General features: G+C 68.3%; 19 protein-coding genes. 15 read left to right on the top strand and 4 right to left on the bottom strand.

All coding sequences use genetic code 11. The annotated features are described in order from the left end of the window. Positions 1-31 precede the first annotated feature (31 nt). Both N2M23_RS18440 and N2M23_RS18435 read left to right on the top strand, forming a co-directional pair. Positions 32-1,699 carry a sodium:solute symporter family protein gene (locus tag N2M23_RS18440; RefSeq protein ID WP_265447546.1) on the top strand — a complete coding sequence of 556 codons (1,668 nt, stop codon included), beginning with the start codon at positions 32-34 and terminating at the stop codon, positions 1,697-1,699. A 19-nt stretch (positions 1,700-1,718) separates the two neighbouring features. Further along, positions 1,719-2,021 (top strand): hypothetical protein, encoded by a 303-nt coding sequence (locus N2M23_RS18435; protein WP_171156461.1) that lies wholly within the window; start codon positions 1,719-1,721, stop codon positions 2,019-2,021. Between the two features lie 101 nt (positions 2,022-2,122). Here the strand turns inward: N2M23_RS18435 and N2M23_RS18430 are convergent, their stop codons facing one another. Continuing rightward, positions 2,123-2,563 carry a DUF1203 domain-containing protein gene (locus N2M23_RS18430; RefSeq protein ID WP_265447544.1) on the bottom strand — a complete coding sequence of 147 codons (441 nt, stop codon included), beginning with the start codon at positions 2,561-2,563 and terminating at the stop codon, positions 2,123-2,125. A gap of 320 nt (positions 2,564-2,883) precedes the next feature. Next, positions 2,884-3,078 carry a 50S ribosomal protein L28 gene (gene rpmB, locus N2M23_RS18425; protein WP_171156463.1) on the bottom strand — a complete coding sequence of 65 codons (195 nt, stop codon included), beginning with the start codon at positions 3,076-3,078 and terminating at the stop codon, positions 2,884-2,886. A 184-nt stretch (positions 3,079-3,262) separates the two neighbouring features. On the opposite strand from rpmB, the gene N2M23_RS18420 reads away from it, so the two are divergent. From N2M23_RS18420 to coaD, 4 genes are read left to right on the top strand one after another with little or no spacing between them, the layout of a single operon-like run. Next, positions 3,263-4,801: a DAK2 domain-containing protein gene (locus N2M23_RS18420; protein ID WP_265447541.1), complete on the top strand. Its 1,539-nt coding sequence runs from the start codon at positions 3,263-3,265 to the stop codon at positions 4,799-4,801. Beyond that, the gene (locus N2M23_RS18415) at positions 4,802-7,006 is read left to right on the top strand and encodes an ATP-dependent DNA helicase RecG (RefSeq protein ID WP_265447539.1); all 2,205 of its coding nucleotides are present in this window, start codon (positions 4,802-4,804) and stop codon (positions 7,004-7,006) included. Further along, positions 7,003-7,578, top strand: coding sequence for a 16S rRNA (guanine(966)-N(2))-methyltransferase RsmD (gene rsmD / locus N2M23_RS18410; RefSeq protein WP_265447537.1), 576 nt, complete (start codon positions 7,003-7,005; stop codon positions 7,576-7,578). Before N2M23_RS18415 ends, rsmD begins: the two co-directional genes overlap by 4 nt. Positions 7,579-7,625: 47 nt before the next feature. Beyond that, positions 7,626-8,120 (top strand): pantetheine-phosphate adenylyltransferase, encoded by a 495-nt coding sequence (coaD, locus tag N2M23_RS18405; RefSeq protein ID WP_265447534.1) that lies wholly within the window; start codon positions 7,626-7,628, stop codon positions 8,118-8,120. On the opposite strand, the gene N2M23_RS18400 is transcribed toward coaD, so the two are convergent. Beyond that, positions 8,059-9,162, bottom strand: coding sequence for a DUF3533 domain-containing protein (locus tag N2M23_RS18400; RefSeq protein ID WP_265447532.1), 1,104 nt, complete (start codon positions 9,160-9,162; stop codon positions 8,059-8,061). The two genes, coaD and N2M23_RS18400, sit on opposite strands and share 62 nt — an antisense overlap. Before the next feature lie 192 nt (positions 9,163-9,354). On the opposite strand from N2M23_RS18400, the gene N2M23_RS18395 reads away from it, so the two are divergent. Genes N2M23_RS18395 through N2M23_RS18375 form a run of 5 tightly spaced genes read left to right on the top strand, consistent with a single transcriptional unit; the run spans position 9,355 to position 13,723 of the window. Further along, the gene (locus tag N2M23_RS18395) at positions 9,355-9,942 is read left to right on the top strand and encodes a YceD family protein (RefSeq protein ID WP_265447531.1); all 588 of its coding nucleotides are present in this window, start codon (positions 9,355-9,357) and stop codon (positions 9,940-9,942) included. Between the two features lies 1 nt (position 9,943). After that, positions 9,944-10,138 carry a 50S ribosomal protein L32 gene (gene rpmF / locus N2M23_RS18390; protein ID WP_265447529.1) on the top strand — a complete coding sequence of 65 codons (195 nt, stop codon included), beginning with the start codon at positions 9,944-9,946 and terminating at the stop codon, positions 10,136-10,138. 15 nt (positions 10,139-10,153) lie between these two features. Then, on the top strand, positions 10,154-10,906 hold the full coding sequence (rnc, locus tag N2M23_RS18385) for a ribonuclease III (RefSeq protein WP_265447527.1): 753 nt from the start codon (positions 10,154-10,156) through the stop codon (positions 10,904-10,906). Next, entirely contained in the window at positions 10,899-11,765 is an 867-nt protein-coding gene (gene mutM, locus N2M23_RS18380; protein WP_265447525.1) for a bifunctional DNA-formamidopyrimidine glycosylase/DNA-(apurinic or apyrimidinic site) lyase, read from the top strand. The genes rnc and mutM overlap by 8 nt, the downstream gene beginning before the upstream one ends. Before the next feature lie 44 nt (positions 11,766-11,809). Further along, positions 11,810-13,723 (top strand): M3 family metallopeptidase, encoded by a 1,914-nt coding sequence (locus tag N2M23_RS18375; protein WP_265447523.1) that lies wholly within the window; start codon positions 11,810-11,812, stop codon positions 13,721-13,723. A 9-nt stretch (positions 13,724-13,732) separates the two neighbouring features. Here N2M23_RS18375 and N2M23_RS18370 read toward each other — a convergent pair whose 3' ends face one another. After that, complete coding sequence (locus N2M23_RS18370) at positions 13,733-14,728, bottom strand: LacI family DNA-binding transcriptional regulator (protein ID WP_265447521.1); 996 nt, start codon at positions 14,726-14,728, stop codon at positions 13,733-13,735. Positions 14,729-14,872: 144 nt separating this feature from the next. Between N2M23_RS18370 and N2M23_RS18365 the strand changes: the two genes are divergently transcribed. From N2M23_RS18365 to N2M23_RS18350, 4 genes are read left to right on the top strand one after another with little or no spacing between them, the layout of a single operon-like run. Beyond that, positions 14,873-15,766 (top strand): carbohydrate ABC transporter permease, encoded by an 894-nt coding sequence (locus tag N2M23_RS18365; protein WP_265447520.1) that lies wholly within the window; start codon positions 14,873-14,875, stop codon positions 15,764-15,766. Positions 15,767-15,775: 9 nt separating this feature from the next. Next, complete coding sequence (locus N2M23_RS18360) at positions 15,776-16,606, top strand: carbohydrate ABC transporter permease (RefSeq protein ID WP_265447516.1); 831 nt, start codon at positions 15,776-15,778, stop codon at positions 16,604-16,606. Then, positions 16,603-17,949, top strand: a complete 1,347-nt coding sequence (locus tag N2M23_RS18355) for an ABC transporter substrate-binding protein (RefSeq protein ID WP_265447513.1) — start codon at positions 16,603-16,605, stop codon at positions 17,947-17,949. Before N2M23_RS18360 ends, N2M23_RS18355 begins: the two co-directional genes overlap by 4 nt. A gap of 36 nt (positions 17,950-17,985) precedes the next feature. Further along, complete coding sequence (locus tag N2M23_RS18350) at positions 17,986-20,097, top strand: alpha-galactosidase (protein ID WP_265447511.1); 2,112 nt, start codon at positions 17,986-17,988, stop codon at positions 20,095-20,097. The last annotated feature ends 2 nt before the right edge of the window (positions 20,098-20,099 follow it).

The following is a 20,099-nucleotide window of genomic DNA, read 5'->3' as shown; positions in this document are numbered from 1 at the left end:
ACGTGTAGAAAGCCCGAGGTCGACCATGCACATGGATTCCTCCGCGTTGAGGTTGGACGCCGGTCCGATCGACTACTTCCTCATCGCGCTCTACTTCGTCTTCGTGCTGGGGATCGGGCTGATCGCCCGGCGCCAGGTCTCCAGCAGCGTGGACTTCTTCCTGTCCGGCCGCTCGCTGCCGGCCTGGATCACCGGCCTGGCATTCATCTCCGCCAACCTCGGCGCCACCGAGATCATGGGCATGTCGGCAAGCGGTGCCCAGATCGGTATGGCGACCTTCCACTACTACTGGATCGGCGCGATCCCGGCGATGCTCTTCCTCGCCGTGGTGATGATGCCCTTCTACTACGGCTCCGGCGTGCGCAGCGTGCCGGAGTTCATGTTCCGCCGGTTCGGATCGGCTGCGCACCTGGTCAACGCGATCAGTTTCGCGGTCGCCCAGGTGCTCATCGCGGGCATCAACCTCTACCTGCTTGCCACCATCGTCAACACGTTGTTCGGTTGGAGCATCTGGGTTTCCACGGTGATCGCGGCGATCATCGTGCTGTCGTACATCACCCTCGGCGGCTTGTCGGCGGCGATCTACAACGAGGTGCTGCAGTTCTTCGTGATCGTCGCGGCGCTGCTGCCGTTGACCTTGATCGCGATGCACAAGATCGGCGGCTGGGGCGGATTGACCGACAAGCTGCGCTCGATGAGCTACGCGCACGACCCGATGAAGTCGTGGCCGGGGCAGGGGCTGACCAACTTCGACAGCGCGTTCCTGTCGGTGGTCGGGATCGTCTTCGGGCTGGGCTTCGTGCTGTCCTTCGGCTACTGGACCACCAACTTCGTGGAGGTTCAGCGCGCGATGGTGAGCAAGGACATGAACTCCGCCCGGCGGGCACCGATCATCGGCACCTTCCCGAAGATGTTCATCCCGTTCATCATCATCATTCCGGGTATGGCGGCCGCCGGTCTCGGTGCCTTCTCGGGTTCGGGCGAGAAGGACTACAACAACGCGCTGCTCTTCCTGATGCGTGACCTGCTGCCGAATGGCCTGCTCGGGGTGGCGATCGCTGGCATGCTCGCCGCCTTCATGGCGGGTATGGCGGCCAACATCTCGGCCTTCAACACGGTCATGTCCTACGACATCTGGCAGACCTACGTGGTCAAGAACCGCGACGACAAGTACTACCTGAGCTTCGGCCGCATCGCGACCATCGTGGCCACCGTTCTCGCGGTCGGCACGTCGGCCTTCGCCAGTCAGTACAGCAACGTCATGAACTACCTGCAGACGTTGTTCGGCTTCTTCAATGCACCGTTGTTCGCCACGTTCATCCTCGGCATGTTCTGGAAGCGGATGACCCCGACCGCCGGCTGGACCGGCCTGGTCTCCGGAACGCTCGGCGCCGTACTGGTCGGCATCGCCTCCGAGGACGCGCTCGGCGGCGCGTCCCAGGGCTGGATCGGGTTGTCCGGCCAGGGCGCGAGCTTCGTCTGCGCCGGCGCGGCGTTCGTGATCGACATCCTGGTCAGCGTGATCGTCACCGCGTTCACGGTGCCCAAGCCCGACTCGGAGCTGCGTGGTCTGGTCAAGTCGGTGACGCCCAAGGAGGACCACGCCGAGGAAGCCGTCGCACACTGGTGGCTGTCCCCGGTCAAGCTGGCCGGCGTCTCGCTGGTCATGGTCATCGCCCTCAACGTGATCTTCCACTGACGCAAAGGAGCTGAAAACGATGACGACGAAAACTGGCTCCCAGCGGCACACCGCGGGTCTGTTCGACGTCCGCAACATCATTGCCGCACTCATGGGGATCTACGGCGTGGTGCTGTTCATCATGGGCCTGGTCAATTTCACCGAGGCCGACAAACAGCGCGCGGACAACTTCAACTTGAACCTCTGGTGCGGCCTTGGCATGTTCGTCTTCGCCGTGTGTATGGCGGCCTGGGCCTACCTGCGGCCGATCGTGGTCGACGAGCAGGAGCTCGCCCGGGAGAAGGCGGCGGCCGAGATGGAGAACCCCAACCTGCACAAGTAGTGCTGTCATGAGGCGTCACCCCCGCGGTCGTCTCGTAAGTGCAGGTGACGCCGGCGTCACCGTCGCTTACGAGATGCGCGGGGGTGTTCGCCGTTCTGGTATCAGCGTCGGACGCGGAACATGTAGCAACCGTGGCCGGGACTGCGGACCTCGACGAAGCTGACGCCCGGCTCGGCGAGGAGTTTCGTTGTCAGGGCGGCGGATTCGCCTGGCTCAGCTAGTTCCGTCTCGCGTATCCAGCCGCGCTCGTCATACGCCCGGAGCGCCTGGCGGCGTGCGCTCGACATCGGCGGAAAGCCGGCCGGCAGCGGCGTGCAGTCGGTGGCGTCGGCATGCAGGAAGATCGGTCCGTGCTCGCGATAGGGACTGTCCGGCAGCGGCGGGGAGTAGCTGGTCAGCAGCAGTTGCTCACGTGGTTCGGCGTTCCGCAGGCAGCAGCGCAGCGGTTCACCGCCGTCCGCGGTGACCGGCACATGCGCCTCGCTGGGGGCGCGGTCGCGCAGTTCGGTGAGGACATCGCGGGCGAGTGCTTCGATCTGCATGCGTCGATCCTTGGGCGCGCCGGCGAGCACTGCTAGCCGGAATGCGACGTCGCGCTCCTGGCTGCGGCGCTGGGGGACGTAAAACTCACCGAATAGGTGGCCGACACGCCGTGTGGCTGCGCGATCACGGCGCGTCGGGCACCTTATCGGTGAGTTTCGCTTGGGGGAGCGGAAGTTCCGAGTGAGAAGTGCGGAGCTTCGCGCGCGGAGCGGCGGAACTCACCGAAAAGGTGACATCGTGCGCGGGCGGCGCAGGCGGCATACGAAAGCGGGCCGCCCCGGTGAGGGACGACCCGCTTCGAAGATGCGTTGGGAACGCGTCAGCGCTTGACCTTGCCCGCCTTGAGGCAGGAGGTGCAGACGTTGATCCGCTTCGGGGTCACGCCCGCCTCGCCGACCAGCGCACGGACACGCTGGATGTTGGGGTTCCAACGGCGCTTGGTGCGGCGGTGTGAGTGCGAGATGTTGTGACCGAAGCCGGGTCCCTTGCCGCAGACGTCGCAGGTGGCAGCCACGGTGAATCTCCTTGGAATGAAATGGTTGAGCGTCCGATGCCCGGTGCACGACGCCATGAGGTATGGCGAGCAGTCGCACGCGGGAACCGCACAAGCGTAGCCGAGGCGGGGTCAGGACACCAAAACGGCCGGTGAACTAGTCTCGCGGTGGCCAAGCATCCGCCCGAGAAAGTGTGCCTCCTCCATGCCGCTCGCGCAGCTCGACCTGGTGGCGTTGCGCCGCTGGGTGATCACCGCGCGCGCCGATCTCGCCGCCTACGCCGAGGCGCTCAACCGGCTCAACGTCTTCCCGGTGCCGGACGGCGACACCGGCAGCAACCTGCTGCTCACGATGAGCGAGGCGATCGACCAGCTCGGCACCGACGACCCGGGCGACCTGCGCGAGGCGACCGCGACCATGGCCCGCGCCACGCTCGTGGCCGCCCACGGCAACTCCGGCGTCATCCTCAGTCAACTCGCCCGCGGCGTCAACGAGGTGGTCTCCCAGGTCGAGGGCGACGCGCTCGACGGGCACGACCTGGCCGCCGTGCTCTCCCGGGCCTCGCAACTGGCCCGTGACGGGGTGTCCCGTCCCGAGCGCGGCACCATGCTCACCGTCGCGGGTGCGGCCGCATCCGCCGCGGTGTCGGCCGACAGTGGTGGTGCCGACCTGCGCGGGGTGGTGGATGCCGCGGTTGCCGGGGCCGGTGCCGCCTTGCTGCGCACCCGCACCGAGCACGAGGTGCTGCGCCGCGCCGGAGTCGTCGACGCCGGCGGAGCCGGCTACCTGCTGGTAATCGAGGCGCTCCAGCGGGTGGTGCGCGGCGAGGGCGGCCTCGCACAGCGACCCGCGGCGGAACCGGAGTGGCTGCGGATCAGCGCGCAGGGCAGCGCCGTGCGCAACTCCGACCCTGCGGTGCTCGACGGATGCGACGACCATGCTGTCGCGGGCGGCCCGGCATACGAGGTGATGTTCCTGCTCGAAGAGTCGGACGCCCCCCGCGTCACGACCTTGAAGAGCACGCTCGACGGGTTGGGCGACTCGCTCGTGGTCGCGGGCGGACCCGACCTGTGGTCGGTGCACGTGCACGTCGACGACGTCGCCGCCGCCGTGAATGCCGCGGTCGGTGCCGGGCGGGCGCACCGTTTCGCCATCACCCGGTTTGCCGACGACGCCGCCGCCGGACTGATCGTCCTGCCACTCGTCGCAAGCGACGGTATGGCGCAGGCGGTCCGCGAGGCCGGTTTCACCCCGGTGGAGGGCGCCACTCCCGCCCAGTTGCGAAGCCGCTTGCGTGACGCGAACACCCTTGTGCTGTGCGGCAGTCCGCGCCTGCGCGAGCTGGCCGACGACGCCGCCGCTGGCGCCGCACCGCACGGCGCTCCCGACGCCGACCGGGTGCAGGTCGTCGGCACGGACGCCGCCCAGCTCCTCGCGGCGCTCGCGGTGATCGTCCCGGACGCCGATCTGGCAACGGCAAGCGACGCGGCGCGCAGCGCGGTCGACGGCGTGCGCAGCCTGCGGGTTGTCAGTGCGGTCGGCGAGGATGACGCCATGCGGGAGGTGGGTGACTTCGTCGACGGGTTGCCCGGCGACGCCGAGCTGATCACCGTCGTGGTCGGCGAGAATGGCCCGGGCACAACGGGATTGGGGGCTGCGCTGCGCGCGGCATACCCGAAGGTCGACGTCACCGTGGTCGACGGTGGGGCGGGGGAGCCGCCGCTCACGATCGGGGTCGAGTAGGTGGTGTTCACCCGGGAGTCGTCCCTCAAGCCGATCGTCGGCGAGCTTGCGACCAAGCTCGCGAGGCACCGCGACGTGCACACGGTCGGTGACCTGCTGGATTTCCTGCCGCGCCGCTACCTCGATGCGAGCAAGAGCGGCCGGCTCGCCGATTTCGCGCCGGGTGAGGACGTCGTGCTGGTCGCGACCGTGGTCGGCGCCACCACCCGCACGATGCGGCAGCGGCGCGGCAAGATGCTGACGGTCGTGCTCGAGGACGCCGACGGGCAGCGCGCCGACCTGGTCTTCTTCAAGGCCTACGGGCACGAGGCCCGGCTGGTGCCGGGCGCGCACGGCGTCTTCCGCGGCAAGCTGCAGACCTACCGCAACACCTGGCAGTTGGCGCACCCCGACTACACGCTCTTCGACGGCGGCGAGGCAGACCCGGTCTACCGCGGCGGGCTGATCCCGCTCTACCCGACGGTCAAGGGCGTCACCGACATGCAACTGACCAGCGCCCTGCGGCTGGTGCTGGACGAGGTCGAGCTGCCCGACCCCGTGCCGCCGGGCATCCGGCGCGAGCGCGGGCTGCCGGTGCTGGCCGACGCCTACCGGCTGCTGCACTTCCCGATGGACCCCAAGGACTGGGGCCGCGGCAAGCGGCGGCTGCGCTACGACGAGGCGCTGGTCGTGCAGACCGTCCTCGCCCAGCGGCGGGCCGAGGCGCAGGCCGAGGAGGCCACCCCACGGCACGCGACCAGCGGCGGGCTGCTCGCGGCCTTCGACACCAAGCTGCCCTTCGAGCTCACCGACGGCCAGCGGCGGGTCGGCGAGCAGATCGAGCACGATCTCGCGCAGGGTCACCCGATGCACCGGTTGCTGCAGGGCGAGGTCGGCTCGGGCAAGACGATCGTCGCGCTGCGGGCGATGCTCGCCGCGATCGACGCCGGGGCGCAGGCGGCGCTGCTCGCGCCGACCGAGGTGCTGGCCCAGCAGCACGCCCGCTCGATCCGGGCGATGCTCGGCGAGCTCGCCGAGGCGGGCATGCTCGGCGGCGCGGACAACGCCACTCAGGTGGCGCTGCTCACCGGGTCGATGACCAAGGCGCAGCGGGAGAAGGTGCTGCTCGACGTGGCCACCGGGCCGGTCGGCATCGTGATCGGCACGCACGCGCTGATCCAGGAGCACGTGATGTTCGCCGACCTCGGCCTGGTCGTCGTCGACGAGCAGCACCGCTTCGGGGTCGAACAGCGAGATGCCTTGCGGGCCAAAGCAATCCGGCCGCCACATGTGCTGGTGATGACGGCGACGCCGATCCCGCGCACGGTCGCGATGACCGTCTTCGGTGACATGGACACCTCGACCCTGAGCGAGCTGCCGCGCGGCCGGCAGCCGATCGCGACTCATGTCGTGCCCGGCATCCGGCCCGACTGGGTGGCGCGCACCTGGGCCCGCGTCGCCGAGGAGGTGCGTGCCGGCCACCAGGCCTACGTCGTGTGCCCGCGCATCGGCGACCCGATGGACGGCTCGCTCGAGGTGGTGTCCGAGGACGACCCGCCCGAGGCCGACGACTACGCCGAAGGGGAGGAGGGCGAGGCGACCCCGCGCGAGCTCACCGGCGTCTACCAGCAGATCGAGCGGCTGCGCGAGGAGCCGTCGCTCGCCGGCATGCGCATCGAGATGCTGCACGGCAAGATGCCACCGGACCAGAAGGAAGCGGTGATGCAGGCCTTCGGCCGCGGCGAGATCGACGTGCTGGTGTCGACCACGGTCATCGAGGTCGGCGTCGACGTGCCCAACGCGACCGCGATGGTCGTGATGGACGCCGACCGGTTCGGCATCTCCCAGCTGCACCAGCTGCGCGGCCGGGTCGGCCGGGGTGGGGCCGCCGGCCTCTGCCTGCTGGTGAGCGACACCGAAAACCCGCTCACCATCGCCCGCCTGGAGGCGGTGGCGAGCACTACCAACGGTTTCGAGTTGGCCGACCTCGACCTCAGCCTGCGGCGTGAGGGTGACATCCTCGGTGCCGCGCAGAGCGGCAGCCGGTCGCAGCTGCGCCTGCTGCGCCTCACCCACAAGTCCGACGTGCAGCTGATCGACTTCGCCCGGGAGGACGCCGCGATGCTCGTCGCCGACGACCCCGCCCTCACCGACCACCCGCAGCTCGCGGCTCTGGTCGCCGAACGCCTCGACGCCGAGCAGGCCGCCTTCCTGGAGCGCGGATGACGCGCATCATCGCCGGCACCGCGGGCGGCCGGCGGATAGCGACGCCGGCCGGCTCGGGCACCCGCCCGACGTCCGACCGGGTGCGCGAGGCGATCTTCGGCCGGCTCGAACACCTCGACGCGCTCGCCGACTGCCGCGTCCTCGACCTGTATGCCGGGTCCGGCGCGCTCGGTCTGGAGGCTGCGTCGCGCGGTGCGGCATCGGTGCTGCTGGTCGAGTCGGACCGCAAGGCGGCTGCGGTGATCGCGGCGAACGTTCGTGACCTGCGGCTCACCGCGGCGACCGTGCGGATCGCGCCGGTGGAGAAGGTGGTTGCCGCGCCGCTGCGGCCGCCGCTCGACCTGGTCTTCGCCGACCCGCCCTACGCCGTCGACGACGAGACGCTTGCCCGGGTGCTGGGTGCGCTCGTCGAGCACGAGTCGCTCGCCGAGGATGCGGTGCTGGTCGTCGAGCGGTCCAGCCGTTCCCCGGAGCCGACCTGGCCGGTCGACGTCGAGCTGATCGGCCCGCGCCGCTACGGCGAGACCACCTGCTGGTTCGCGCAGTATGTGCCCGAGGGCGAGTCCGCCTGATCTCGTGCTGACCCGCGCGGGCACCGGGCACGGCATACAGTCTCGGCATGACCGGCAACCCGCGCCGGGCCGTGCTGCCCGGCTCCTACGACCCGATCACCAACGGCCACCTGGATGTCATCACCCGCGCCAGCAGGCTGTATGACGACGTGGTCGTCGCGATCCTGCACAACCCGAACAAGCAGGGCACCTTCACCCCGGAAGAACGGGTGGCGCTGATCGAGGCGTCGACCGCGGACCTGCCCAACGTGCGGGCCGCGGCCTACGGCGACCGGCTGATCGTCGACGTGTGCCGCGAGCTCGACGCGGGCGTGCTGCTGAAGGGGATTCGCGGCTCGACCGACTACGACTACGAGCTGCCGATGGCGCTCATGAACTCCGAGATGACCGGCGTCGAGACCCTGCTGCTGCCCGGCAACCCGACGCTCGGTCACTACTCGAGCTCACTGATCCGGCTGATCGCCGCGCACGGCGCCGACGTCAGTGCGATGGTGCCGGAGCCGGTGCTGGGTCCGCTGCTTGCGAAGCTGCGCGCCGGCTGAAGAACGCCGTCGCGCCCAGCGCGATCGCCGCACCGATCACGATGTAGGCGACGATCACTGCGATCGGGCCGCCGAGGTGGTTGCCGCCGAAGTAGACGATGTCCCGGACCGCGCTGGTGCCCGCGCCGTTCGGGATCAACGGGCCGATCACCCGCCAGAAGCCCGGCAGCAGGTCATATTGGTAGGGCCCGCCCGCGGACGGGTTGCCGAGCACCACGAAGATGAGAATCGTCACACCGATGCCGACCACCCCGAGCAGCGCCTGCATGCCGATGGTCATGACCGCGCTGGACAGCACCAGCAGCGTGCCGAGGCCCCAGAGCGCCATGAAGTGTCCGGTGAGCGCACCCAGCATCGGGTCGACGACGATCGCGCCGAGCAGTCCGGACAGGACGGCGTAGGGGACGAGGGCGAGGATCCGTCCGGTCGCGGCGGCCACGTTGGCCGGTCGCGCCGAGGCGAGGAAGCCGATCGCCGCGGTGACCAGGTAGCCGCCGACGATCCAGCCGATCACCAGGTAGAAGCCGGTGAGGCCGCGGCCGTCCTCCTTCTGCACCGGGACCAGATCCACCGTGCGGGCGGTGCGCTGCTGGGAGGCCTCGACCTGGCCGGTGACCTGCTCCACGGCACTGACGACCGCGGGTCCACCGCCGCCTGCGACATACAGCGCGTCGGTGGTGCCGCGCGGGTTCATCACCAGCGCGGCGCTCTTGTCCCCGCCCGTGACCTGCCGCTTGGCGGTGGCCTCGTCGGCGGCGCCCGACGCCTTGAGCGGGGAGCCGTCGATCGCGTTGAGCTTGCCGACGACCTGCTGCGTTTGCGGGCCCGCGACCACGGCCACCGGGATGCTCGTGGGCTTCGGGGCGTGGAACGCCGCCACGTAGCTGAAGATGAAGGCGATCTGCAGGACGAGCACCCCGATCAGCAGACCGAGCACCCTGGGTGAGACGAGCGTGCGCAACTCGGTGGCGAAGTCGGTGCCGAACCCGCTGCGCCGCGGCGGCTGCCCGACGTGCCCCGCCTCGTGTCGTCCGTGTTGCATGACCTCGTCTCCTCCCGTGCTGATTTACTACAGATGTAGTGGGTTTCGGCATACGATGTTATGACGGTTTCACACCGGAACGAAAATCGGTCGGTTTGGGAGACTGGCACCGGAGCCGGTAGCCTTGACCTTCGGTCTTGTCGTCCACGCGCAGGGCCGTGCCTTTTCACCTGCAACTCACGCCTTTCTTCGATGATGAACGCTGATACCCGCCGCCCACTGGTCCTTGACACCAAGGAGCTTGCTCGGCGACCCGGTCAGATGGTCGAACGCGAGTTGCAGGTGCCGGCGCCGGAGCACTTCGGCACCGATGTGATCAGCGTTCCCGAGGGTCAGCCGATGACCCTGCGGCTGCGGCTGGAGTCGGTGATGGAGGGCGTGCTGGTCTCGGGCACGGTGAGCGCCACGGCGACCGGTGCTTGCGTGCGGTGCCTGGAACCTGTCGATCTGGAGATCGACGTGCCGTTTCAGGAGCTGTTCGCCTACACCGACAAGGCCGCTCACCACCACGAGGTGGCCGGTGAGGACGAAGAAGAAGACGTGCACGAGCTGGACGGCGACCTGGCCGACCTGGAGCCCGTGCTGCGGGATGCGGTGGTGCCTGCACTGCCCTTCCAGCCGGTATGTCGGGACGACTGCCCGGGCCTGTGCTCCGAATGCGGCGCACGTCTGGCGGACGACCCGACGCACCACCACGAAGTGATCGACCCCCGGTGGTCGGCGCTGGCGGGCCTCGCCGGCGGCGAAGACACCACCGACTCCGACGAGAAGAGGAATTGACGTGGCTGTCCCGAAGCGGAAGATGTCGCGCGCCAACACCCGTTCGCGCCGTGCGCAGTGGAAGGCGACGCCGACCGCGCTCGCGACCTGCCCCAACTGCGGCGCAGCGAAGCAGGGCCACATGGCGTGCCCGAACTGTGGCACCTACAAGGACCGCCACTACAGCGCGGCGGAGCGCACCGAGCACCAGAGCTAAGGGCTCGCACTCCGCATGAGTCCTGCAAAGCGGCCTCGTGCTGACGTCCCGCAGCGGCCCGTCGGCGACCTCGCCTCGATCCTGCAACAGCGATCGGGGACGGTTGTCGACGAGCCGCTGCTGGTGCGTGCCCTGACGCACCGATCCTTCGCCTACGAGAACGGCGGGATCCCGCACAACGAGCGCCAGGAGTTCCTCGGCGACGCCGTCCTCGGTCTGGTCGTGACCGATCACCTGTATGACGCGCACCCCGACCTGCCGGAGGGGCAGCTCGCGAAATTCCGTGCGGCCGTGGTGAATTCGCGTGCCCTGGCGAAAGTCGCCCGTGAGCTCGAGCTCGGCGGTTTCCTCATGCTCGGGCGCGGTGAGACCACGACCGGTGGCCGCGACAAGGACTCGATCCTGGCCGACACGATGGAGGCGGTGATCGGCACCGTCTATCTGTGCGGTGGCCTGCCAGCCGCGACCTCGCTGATCCACAACCTGATGGGCGACCTGATCCAGCAGTCGGCGCTGCTCGGCGCCGGGCTGGACTGGAAGACCTCGCTGCAGGAGATCACCTCCACCCTGGCGCTCGGCGTGCCGTCCTATCAGGTCGAGGAGGACGGGCCCGACCACGACAAGACCTTCACCGCGCGAGTGATGATCGCCGAGGAGCAGCTTGGCTCCGGCGTCGGCCGCAGCAAGAAGGCCGCCGAACAACAGGCCGCCGAGGCCGCCTGGCGCGAGCTCAAGGCGCGCAGCGACGCCGCCGCCACCGGTGCCTGAGCTACCCGAGGTCGAGGTCGTCCGACGGGGGCTCGAAAGCCACGTCCTCGGCAAAACCTTCCAGGCCGTGGAGATTCACGGCTCCCGCGTCGCACGCCGGCATGTGCCCGGGCCGGACGATCTCGCCGCGCGGTTGCGCGGCCGGCAGGTGGCCGCGGCCCGGCGGCGGGGGAAGTATCTCTGGCTGGAGCTCGACGGGGGCGAGGCTCTCGTCATACATCTGGGGATGAGTGGGCAACTGCTCGTCGAGGCCGCCGACGCGCCCCGGGAGAAGCACGCGCACGCGATCTTCGACCTCCCCGACGGGCAGCAGCTGCGGTTTGTCGACCAGCGCACCTTCGGCGGCCTCCAACTGGTCGACCTCGCCGAGGATCCGTATGGCGGGGCGCCCGTCCCGGACGTGATCACCCACATCGCGCCGGACCCGCTCGAGGCGGTCTTCGACCAGGTGGCCGTCGGACGAGCGATGCGCCGCCGGCGCACCCAGCTCAAGCGAGCGCTGCTGGACCAGACGCTGGTGTCCGGCATCGGCAACATCTACGCCGACGAGGCGCTCTGGCGGGCGAAGCTGCACGGCGAACGACCGACCGAGCGGCTCGCCGCGGGAGCCGTGCTGCAGGTGCTCGACCACGCCACGGCCGTGATGACCGAGGCGCTCGGCAAGGGCGGCACGAGCTTCGACGCGCTCTACGTCAACGTCAACGGTGCAAGTGGCTACTTCGAGCGATCGCTGAATGCCTATGGACGGCAAGGTGATCCGTGTCGTCGGTGCGGCACGCTGATGGTGCGGGAGAGCTTCATGAACCGGTCGTCGTTCAGCTGCCCGGCCTGCCAGCCGAGGCCGCGGGTGCGCAAGTAGCCAGCCGCCGACGACTGTTGGGGGCGGTCGGCTAGTTTGCTGCGGTGACCGAGTTGCAACCGCAGACCCTGCCCACCGCCGATGAGTTCGAGGACTGGGTGCGCGACATCGGCGACCGTGGGCTCGCCAGCGCCCGTGAGCTGGTCGACACGTTCAAGAAGCAGCCGCCTGCCGAGCCGCTGGCGGTGTTGCAGGCTTGGAACGACATCCAGCTCGCGCTGGGCAACGCCGCGTCGGTGGTCGCGGTCTTCTCCGAGGTGCACCCGAGCGGCGCGGTGCGCGAGCGGGCGGAGGCCGCGATGCAGGAGCTCGACGCGTTTGCCACCGAGCTCGGCATGGATGTGGAGGTCTTCGCGATCATCGACGGTGTCGATGGCAGCGGACTGGACGAGGACGGGCAGCGGCTGCTGGAGCGGACGCTGCGTGACTTCCGGCGCAGCGGCGTCGACCGGGACGACGCCACCCGAGAGCGGCTGGCCGTTCTCGCCGAGCAGGAGCTCAAGGCCGGCCAGGAGCTGAGCAAGCACATCCGCGAGGGGGTGCGCGAGATCCGGGTGGCTCCGGACGCGCTCGCCGGCCTGCCGCAGGACTGGCTCGACGCCCACCCCGCGGAGGAGGACGGTCTGGTCACGGTGACCACCGACTACCCCGACGCGGTCCCGCTGATGACGTTCGCGCGTGACCCGCAGACCCGGCGGGCCATGTCGATGGAGCGACTCAACGTCGCGTGGCCGGCGAACGACGCGGTGTTGCAGCGGCTCTTCGGGCTGCGCGCCGAGCACGCGAAGCTACTCGGCTACCCGTCCTGGGCCGACTACGACGCCGAGGTCAAGATGATCGGAAACGCCGCTGCCATCGGCGAATTCATCGACAAGATCACCGACGCGGCAACCGACAGCGCGACCCGCGACAAGGACGTCCTGCTGCGCCGGCTGCAGCGGGACCGCCCGGACGCGACCGACATCGACTCCCCGGACGTCAACTACTACTCGGAGCTGGTGCGCAAGGAGGACTACGCGGTCGACGCGCAGCTGGTCCGCACCTACTTCCCCTTCCCCACGGTGCGTCAGGGCCTGCTCGACGTCACCGGTCGGCTGTTCGGCATCGGCTTCACGCCGGTGCAGACGCAGACCTGGCACGAGGACGTCACGTCATACGACGTCACCCGGGACGGGCAGCGGATCGGCCGCATCTACCTCGACCTGCACCCGCGCGACGGCAAGTTCAAGCACGCTGCGCAGTTTGACCTGCGTCCGGGCGTGCGCGGACGGCAACTGCCCGAAGGCGTGCTGGTCTGCAACTTCAGCCGCGGGCTCATGGAACACGACGAGGTGGTGACCCTCTTCCACGAGTTCGGCCACCTGATCCATCACGTGCTGGGTGGGGACCAGGAGTGGGTGCGCTTCTCCGGCGTGGCAACCGAGTGGGACTTCGTCGAGGCACCGAGCCAGATGCTCGAGGAATGGGCCTGGGACGCCGACGTGCTCGCGACCTTCGCCGCCAACGAGGCGGGGGAGACGATCCCCGCCGACCTGGTGGACCGGATGCGCAAGGCCGACGACTTCGGCAAGGGCTTCCAGGCGCGCACCCAGATGTTCTACGCGGCGCTGTCGCTCAATCTGCACCTGCGGGCGTATGACGACATCACCGCCGTCGTGCAGGACTTGCAGGCGAAATACTCGGTGTTCCCCTACCTGCCGAACACCCACTTCCACTGCGCCTTCGGGCATCTGGACGGTTACAGCTCGGGCTACTACACCTACATGTGGTCGTTGGTGATCGCCAAGGACATGTTCAGCGCGTTTGACCGAGAGCAGCTCTTCGACGCCGAGGTCGCCGGTCACTATCGCGACCGGGTGCTGGTGCCGGGTGGCCGCAAGGACGCGGCCGACCTCGTCGCGGACTTCCTCGGCAGGCCCTACACGTTCGACGCCTACGCCTCCTGGCTCGCTGAATAGCGAGAGCTATCAGGCACTTCCGCGGCGTAGCAACTCGACCGGGACGAACTCGCCGGGTGCGTCGGTCGGGCCGGCGAGTTCGGTCAGGAACCGGTCTACGACCCGACCCGCGATGTCGTGCAGGTCGGTGCTCACCGTCGTCAGGGCAGGGGAGAGGTTGCGGCCCACGATCCAGTCGTCGAAGCCGGTGATGGCCAGCTCCTTGCCGACCTCGATCCCGCGGCGACCCGCCTCGGCATACAGGGCGACCGCGAGACGGTCACTGGAGCAGACGATCGCCGACGGGCGTCCGCGACCGAGCAGCTTGCGGGCGGCCGCCTCGATGTCCTTGTCGGTCGAGCCGCAGAGGGCGACGCGCGACTGGAGTCCGGCGCGGGCCATCGCCTGCAGGTAGCCGTCACGGCGTTCGGCATCCCAGAAGTAGGGGCTCTCATGACCGAGGAAGGCGATCCTGCGGTGTCCGGTGTCGATCAGCAGCGTCGTCGCCTCGTCGGTGCCGTCCGCGTTGTGGATATCGACCCAGGCCTGCGGGAGGTCGGGCGCGGTGCGCCCGAAGCAGGCGAACGGCATGCCGAGCCGGTGCGCGGTCTCCATGCGCAGGTCGTCCGGCTGCATACCGGTGAAGACGAACCCGTCGATGCGGCCCGAGCGGCAGAGCTCGGCGATCTCCTCGGGATCGCCGTCAGATCGGGTCAGCACCACGTGGTAGCCATGCGTCGCGGCGGCGGCGACCAGTCCGCGGATGAACTCGACGTTGATGTTGTTGGTTGGCTCGAAAGACTGCGGCGGCATCGGGTGCGCGAGCTGCCCGGTGCGATTGGACCGCATGCTGCTCGCGCCCGGATGCGGCACATAGTTGAGCTCGCTGATCACCTTGGCAACCCGCTCCCGGGTCGCCTCGCCGACGCGCCCGCGGCCCCGGATTACGTTGGAAACAGTCTGTATTGAGACCCCGGCAGCATTCGCGACCTGGGTGATCGTGGTGCGTTGGTCACGTGCGGGCACCGCGCCGACCTTCTTTCCTCGTTGTGGTGCAAATCACGCGAAAGCCTTGACGTGCACTGGTCCGGGTGGCAGTTTAGTCATCCAGCGTGAACGTTCAACCAGGATTCGATCGCGAGCCTGACGTTCCGACCGAGGGGGTCCTCGATGACCACGGACACCGGCAATCGCCGACGACAACGACTTACCGCCTACGGCCTGCTCGCGCCGAGCCTGTTCGGCGTGACGGTGTTCCTCGCCGTGCCGGTCATCCTGGTGATCGCGTTCTCCTTCCTGCGCTGGAATCTGCTCAACGCACCGGAGTTCGTGGGCCTGGCCAACTACGTCGACGTGTTCCGTTACGAGGGTGCCGGGCACGCGCTGTGGATCACCGTCCTCTACGTGCTGCTCAACATCCCGCTGCAGACCGCGTTGGCACTCGGTATGGCGATGTTGATGAACCGCACCGGCCGGTTCACCTCGGTCGTGCGCGTCCTCTGCGTGCTGCCGTACCTCGCGACGCCGGTCGCGATGGCGGTGGTCTGGCAGTGGATCTTCGACCCCACCAACGGCATGGTGAACACGCTGCTGTCGGCGGTGGGCGTCACCGGCCCTGACTGGCTCAACTCGAACATGTGGGCGCTGCCGGTGGTCGCCTTCGCCAACATCTGGCAGTACGTCGGTTACAACATGCTCTTCTTCCTCGCCGGGCTGCAGGCGATCCCCGCGCAGGTCTACGAGGCGTCCTCGATCGACGGCGCCAGCCGCTTCCGGCAGTTCCTGCACGTGACGCTGCCGCTGCTTCGCCCGACCCTGCTGTTTGTGTTGGTGACCGGCGTGATCGGCTCGTTCCAGGTCTTCGACACCGTCTACGTGATGACCAAGGGTGGCCCCGGCAAGGCCACCACGGTGATGAACCAGCTGATCTACACCAGCGGCTTCCAAGGCTTCCGCATCGGTGCGGCGTCTGCGCTGTCGGTGATCCTCTTCCTGATCATTCTGGCCGTGACGATCGCGCAGTTCACCTACTTCCGCAAGCGCACCGTCTACGAAATGGTCTGAGGGGAAACGATGTTCATCAATCGGATAGCGCGGCGCACGGCATACGTCCTGTTGCTGCTGGTGATCGCGGCGATCTTCGTCACGCCTTACGTCTTCGCGGTCATGGCCGCCTTCAAACCCCTGGGCGAGATCCAGTCGGGACATGCCTGGGACCTGCCGAAGAACTTTACCTTCGACAACTTCACGACGATCTTCGGCGAGTACCACTTCGGCGACTACCTGCTGAACACCGCGGGCGTCACGCTGATCCTGGCGGTCGGCCAGGTGGGTTTCTCGTTCATGGGCGCCTACGCATTCGCCCGGCTGGAGTTTCCGGGCCGGGAGGCGGTCTTCTGGGGTTACCTGATGATGCTCATGGTGCCCAACGTCGTCACGATGATCCCGCTCTACGTGATGATGTCGAAAGCCGGTGCGGTCAATACCTATTGGGCGTTGTTCCTGCCGTATGTGTTCGGCACGCCATACACGGTGTTCCTGATGCGGCAGTATCTGCTGAGCATCCCCGGCGAGGTGATCGAGGCTGCCCGGTTGGACGGTTGCTCGGAATTGCGCATCCTCACCCGGGTGGTGGTGCCGATGGCCCGCCCGATCATCGTGACGGCGACGATCATCGCGGTGATCTTCGGCTGGAACAACTTCCTCTGGCCGCTCATCGCCACCGACTCCAACGCGCTGCAGACGCTGACCGTCGGCATCGCCAACTTCAACTCCAACTTCGCCGCGCAGTGGAATCTCGTGCTCGCCGGCTCCCTGGTGGCGCTCATCCCGATGGTGGTGCTCTTCGTCGTCTTCCAGAAGCACATCGTCAACTCGGTCAACGTGTCAGGAGCGAGCCGATGAAACGTCTGCGTATGACGGCAGTGGCCGCGATCGGGGCGCTGACCCTGTCCGGTTGCTCGGCGGCCGGCTGGGGGTTGCCGTCCGGTGGCGGCGGAAAAGTGCACCTGACCTACGCGCTGTGGGACGCGAATCAGCAGAAGGGATACCAGCGTTCGATCGATGAGTTCGAGAAGCAGCACCCGAATATCCAGGTGACCATCGAGCAGGTCCCGTACGCGAGCTACCAACAAAAGATCACCGCGCAGTACATCTCCGGCAACGCACCGGATGTGTTCTGGGTCAACACCCCGTGGCTCGGCGACTGGGTCACCGGTGGGCTGCTCACCGACATCACCGATCAGGTGAAGACCGCGAATATCGATCTGGGGCAGTACTACCCGTCGTTGGTGAAACTGCACGAGAAGGACGGCCGGCTCTACGGGCTGCCGAAGGACTGGGACACGATCGCGCAGTACTACAACAAGGATTACCTGGCGAAGATCGGGGTCCGGTCGGTGCCGACCGACCTCTCGTGGAACCCGGTCGACGGCGGCAGTTACCTGAGATTTCTCAAGCGGATCACCACGGACACCAGCGGCCGGAACGCGCTCGACCCGAAGTTCGACCCGAGTTCGGTGAAGACGTATGCGATCGCCAGCACCAACGACCCGCAAGCGCAGTTGCTGAGCTTCTTTGCGATGAACGGCGGCTCGATGCTGCCGGCGCCGTTTGCCAAGAAGTCCAGTCTGAACAGCCCGCAGAATCGCCAGTCGCTCACCTTCCTGACCAGGATGCTGCAGCAGGCGCACGTCGCGGTCCCGGCCGGGCAGACCGGCCCCAACGGCGACGACACCAACGCGCAGACCCTCTTCGCCTCAGGACGCACGGCGCTCTGGCAGACCGGGGACTGGCAGACTCTCGGCCTGTCCGGACTGTCGAAGTTCAAGATCGGCGTCGCGCCGCTGCCCGCCGGACCGAAAGGGCGGATCAGCGTGTTCAATGGCCTCACCGACGGCATCGCCAGCAACACCGAACACCCCAAGGAAGCGTGGCAGTTGGTGCAGTGGCTCGCCGGCGAGCAGTCGCAGCGATTGATGGGCAGCGGCGGCTACGTCTGGCCGGCCATCGAGAAGCTCGACCCGCTGTTCCTCGACTACTGGAGGCGCAAGGGCATCGATCTCACACCGTTCCTCGACGAGGCGAAGGGCAAGACCGTCAACTTCCCGGTCGCCACGGGCCTCGCGGAGGCGCTGTCGGATGTGAGCATCGCGCTCGGCCCGACCTACCTCGGCCAGTCCTCGCCGGCGCAGGGACTGCGTGACGCGCAACGCATCCTCGACTACCGCATTTCCTACACCAAGTGACCGAACCGACCATGTACCAAGGAGATTGCCGCACCGATGATGTTCCCCAGCGACAGCCCTAGCCCCGCAACGACCATCTACCTCGGGGAAGCCGGGGACGGCACATTGCCGCTCGTGCACGCGGTCACCCACGGCGCCGCTCACGAGTCCGCCGCGCTGCTCGCCGGGCACCCGGGCGTGCCGATGCTGCGCGAGGAATGGCGCTCCTTCTTCGGCCGGCCGGGGCTGCGCGGACACCGGCTGGCGACGCCGGACGGGGCGGCCAGCCCGGCCCGCGCCGACAGCCGGGACATCGCCGGGCGGGACTGGGCTGCGCGCTTCGAGCGGGCGCGCGCCGAACAGACCGGCGACCGGCTGCAGGTCCGGGCCGTCGACCCGGTGGCCGGGTTGGAGCTGCTGACCGAGGTCGAGGCGTTGCCCGGTGGCGCGCTGCGGGCTCGTCACACAGTGACCAACACCGGCGAAACTCCTTATCTGGTCGATGGACTCGAGGTCTGCGTGCCTGCGCCGGTCGGTGCCGACGAGATCCTGGACTTCAGCGGTCGGCACGAACGGGAGCGGGTGCCGCAGCGGCGCCCGATCACGGACGGTCAGTGGGTGCGAGAGGGGCGGCAGGGGTACCCGGGGCACGACGCGTGGACGATGACGGTTGTCGGGCCGCAGGGCTTCGGCTTCCGATCCGGCGACCTGCTCGCCGTGCACGTGGCGACCAGCGGCAATCAGACCTCGGTCGTGGAGCGCAATGGTGCGCAGCGAGCGACCGTGTCCGCCGGTGAGCTGCTGATGCCAGGCGAGGTTGTCCTGCAAAACCGTGAGTCCTACACAACCCCCTGGGTTTTCATCATCGCTGCGGAAGGGCTTGACGGTGTGGCCGCCGCGTTGCACGAGTGGCAGCGCACCCTCCCGGCGCACCCAGAGGAGTCGAAGGTGACGCTGAACGTGTGGGAGGCGGTCTACTTCGACCACCAGCTGGACCGGCTGCTCGAGCTCGCCGAACTCGCGCGTGAGGTCGGTGCCGAGCGGTATGTGCTGGACGACGGATGGTTCGGATCGAGGCGCGACGACACCTCAGGTCTCGGCGACTGGACGGTGTCGGTGGATGCCTGGCCGGACGGCCTCGGCCCGCTGGTCGATCGGGTGCGGGCGCTCGGGCTGGAGTTCGGGTTGTGGTTCGAGCCGGAGATGATCAACCCCGACTCCGATCTCTACCGCGCGCACCCGGACTGGGTGCTGCAGACGGGTGACCGCACGCCGCTTCAGCACCGCAACCAGTTGGTGCTCGACCTGACGAATCCGCAGGCGTGGCAGCATGTTCGGGACCAGGTCGATGCGGTGCTCTCGTCATACGACATCGGATTTGTGAAGTGGGACTTCAACCGCGACGAGCTCGACGCGGGCAGCAACGCGCACGAGGGGGCGCCGGCGTTCCACGCGCAGGCGGAGGCCTACCGCCGGCTGCTGGCCGACCTGCGGGAGCGGCACCCGCGGGTCACCTGGGAGTCGTGCGCGGGCGGGGGCGGTCGGATCGACTTGGACGTCATCGAGCAGGTGCAGCGCTTCTGGACCTCTGACATGACCGATGCCTTGGCACGTCAGCAGATCCAACGGTGGACCGGGCAGTTGATGGCGCCGGAGTATCTCGGTGCCCACGTCTCGGCCACCCGATCGCACCAGACCGAGCGCACGCTGAGCGTCGGATTCCGAGCGGTCACAGCACTTTTCGGGTCGATGGGCATCGAGTGGGATCTCACGCAGGCGACCGAGCAGGAGCGCGCCGAGTTGGCCTCGTGGATCGCACTGCACAAGGAGCACCGACGACTGTTGCACTCCGGGCGTGTGGTGCGCGTGGAGGCTGACGATCCGGCACTGCTGGTGCACGGTGTGGTTGCCACGGACGGTGCGGAGGCGCTGATCGCGGTCGTGCAGCTCGATGAGTCGACGCACAACCGCGGCACGGCGATCCGGGTGCCAGGGCTCATGCTGGACGCCGCATTCCGGCTCGACTGGGTCGGCGGGGACCGCGAGCCGGAGCCAGTGTTGCCCGAAGGAGCCACCGCATCCGGTGCCGCGCTGGACGCGCATGGCGTTTGGGTGCCGCGCACTCGGCCGGAGGTCGCCCGCCTGCTGCACGTGCGTCGCGTGAGCTGACG

Origin of the sequence: Flexivirga meconopsidis, assembly GCF_026162425.1 — a bacterium.
Lineage (GTDB): Bacteria > Actinomycetota > Actinomycetes > Actinomycetales > Dermatophilaceae > Flexivirga > Flexivirga meconopsidis.
This window is presented reverse-complemented; position numbering and strand designations above follow the sequence as displayed.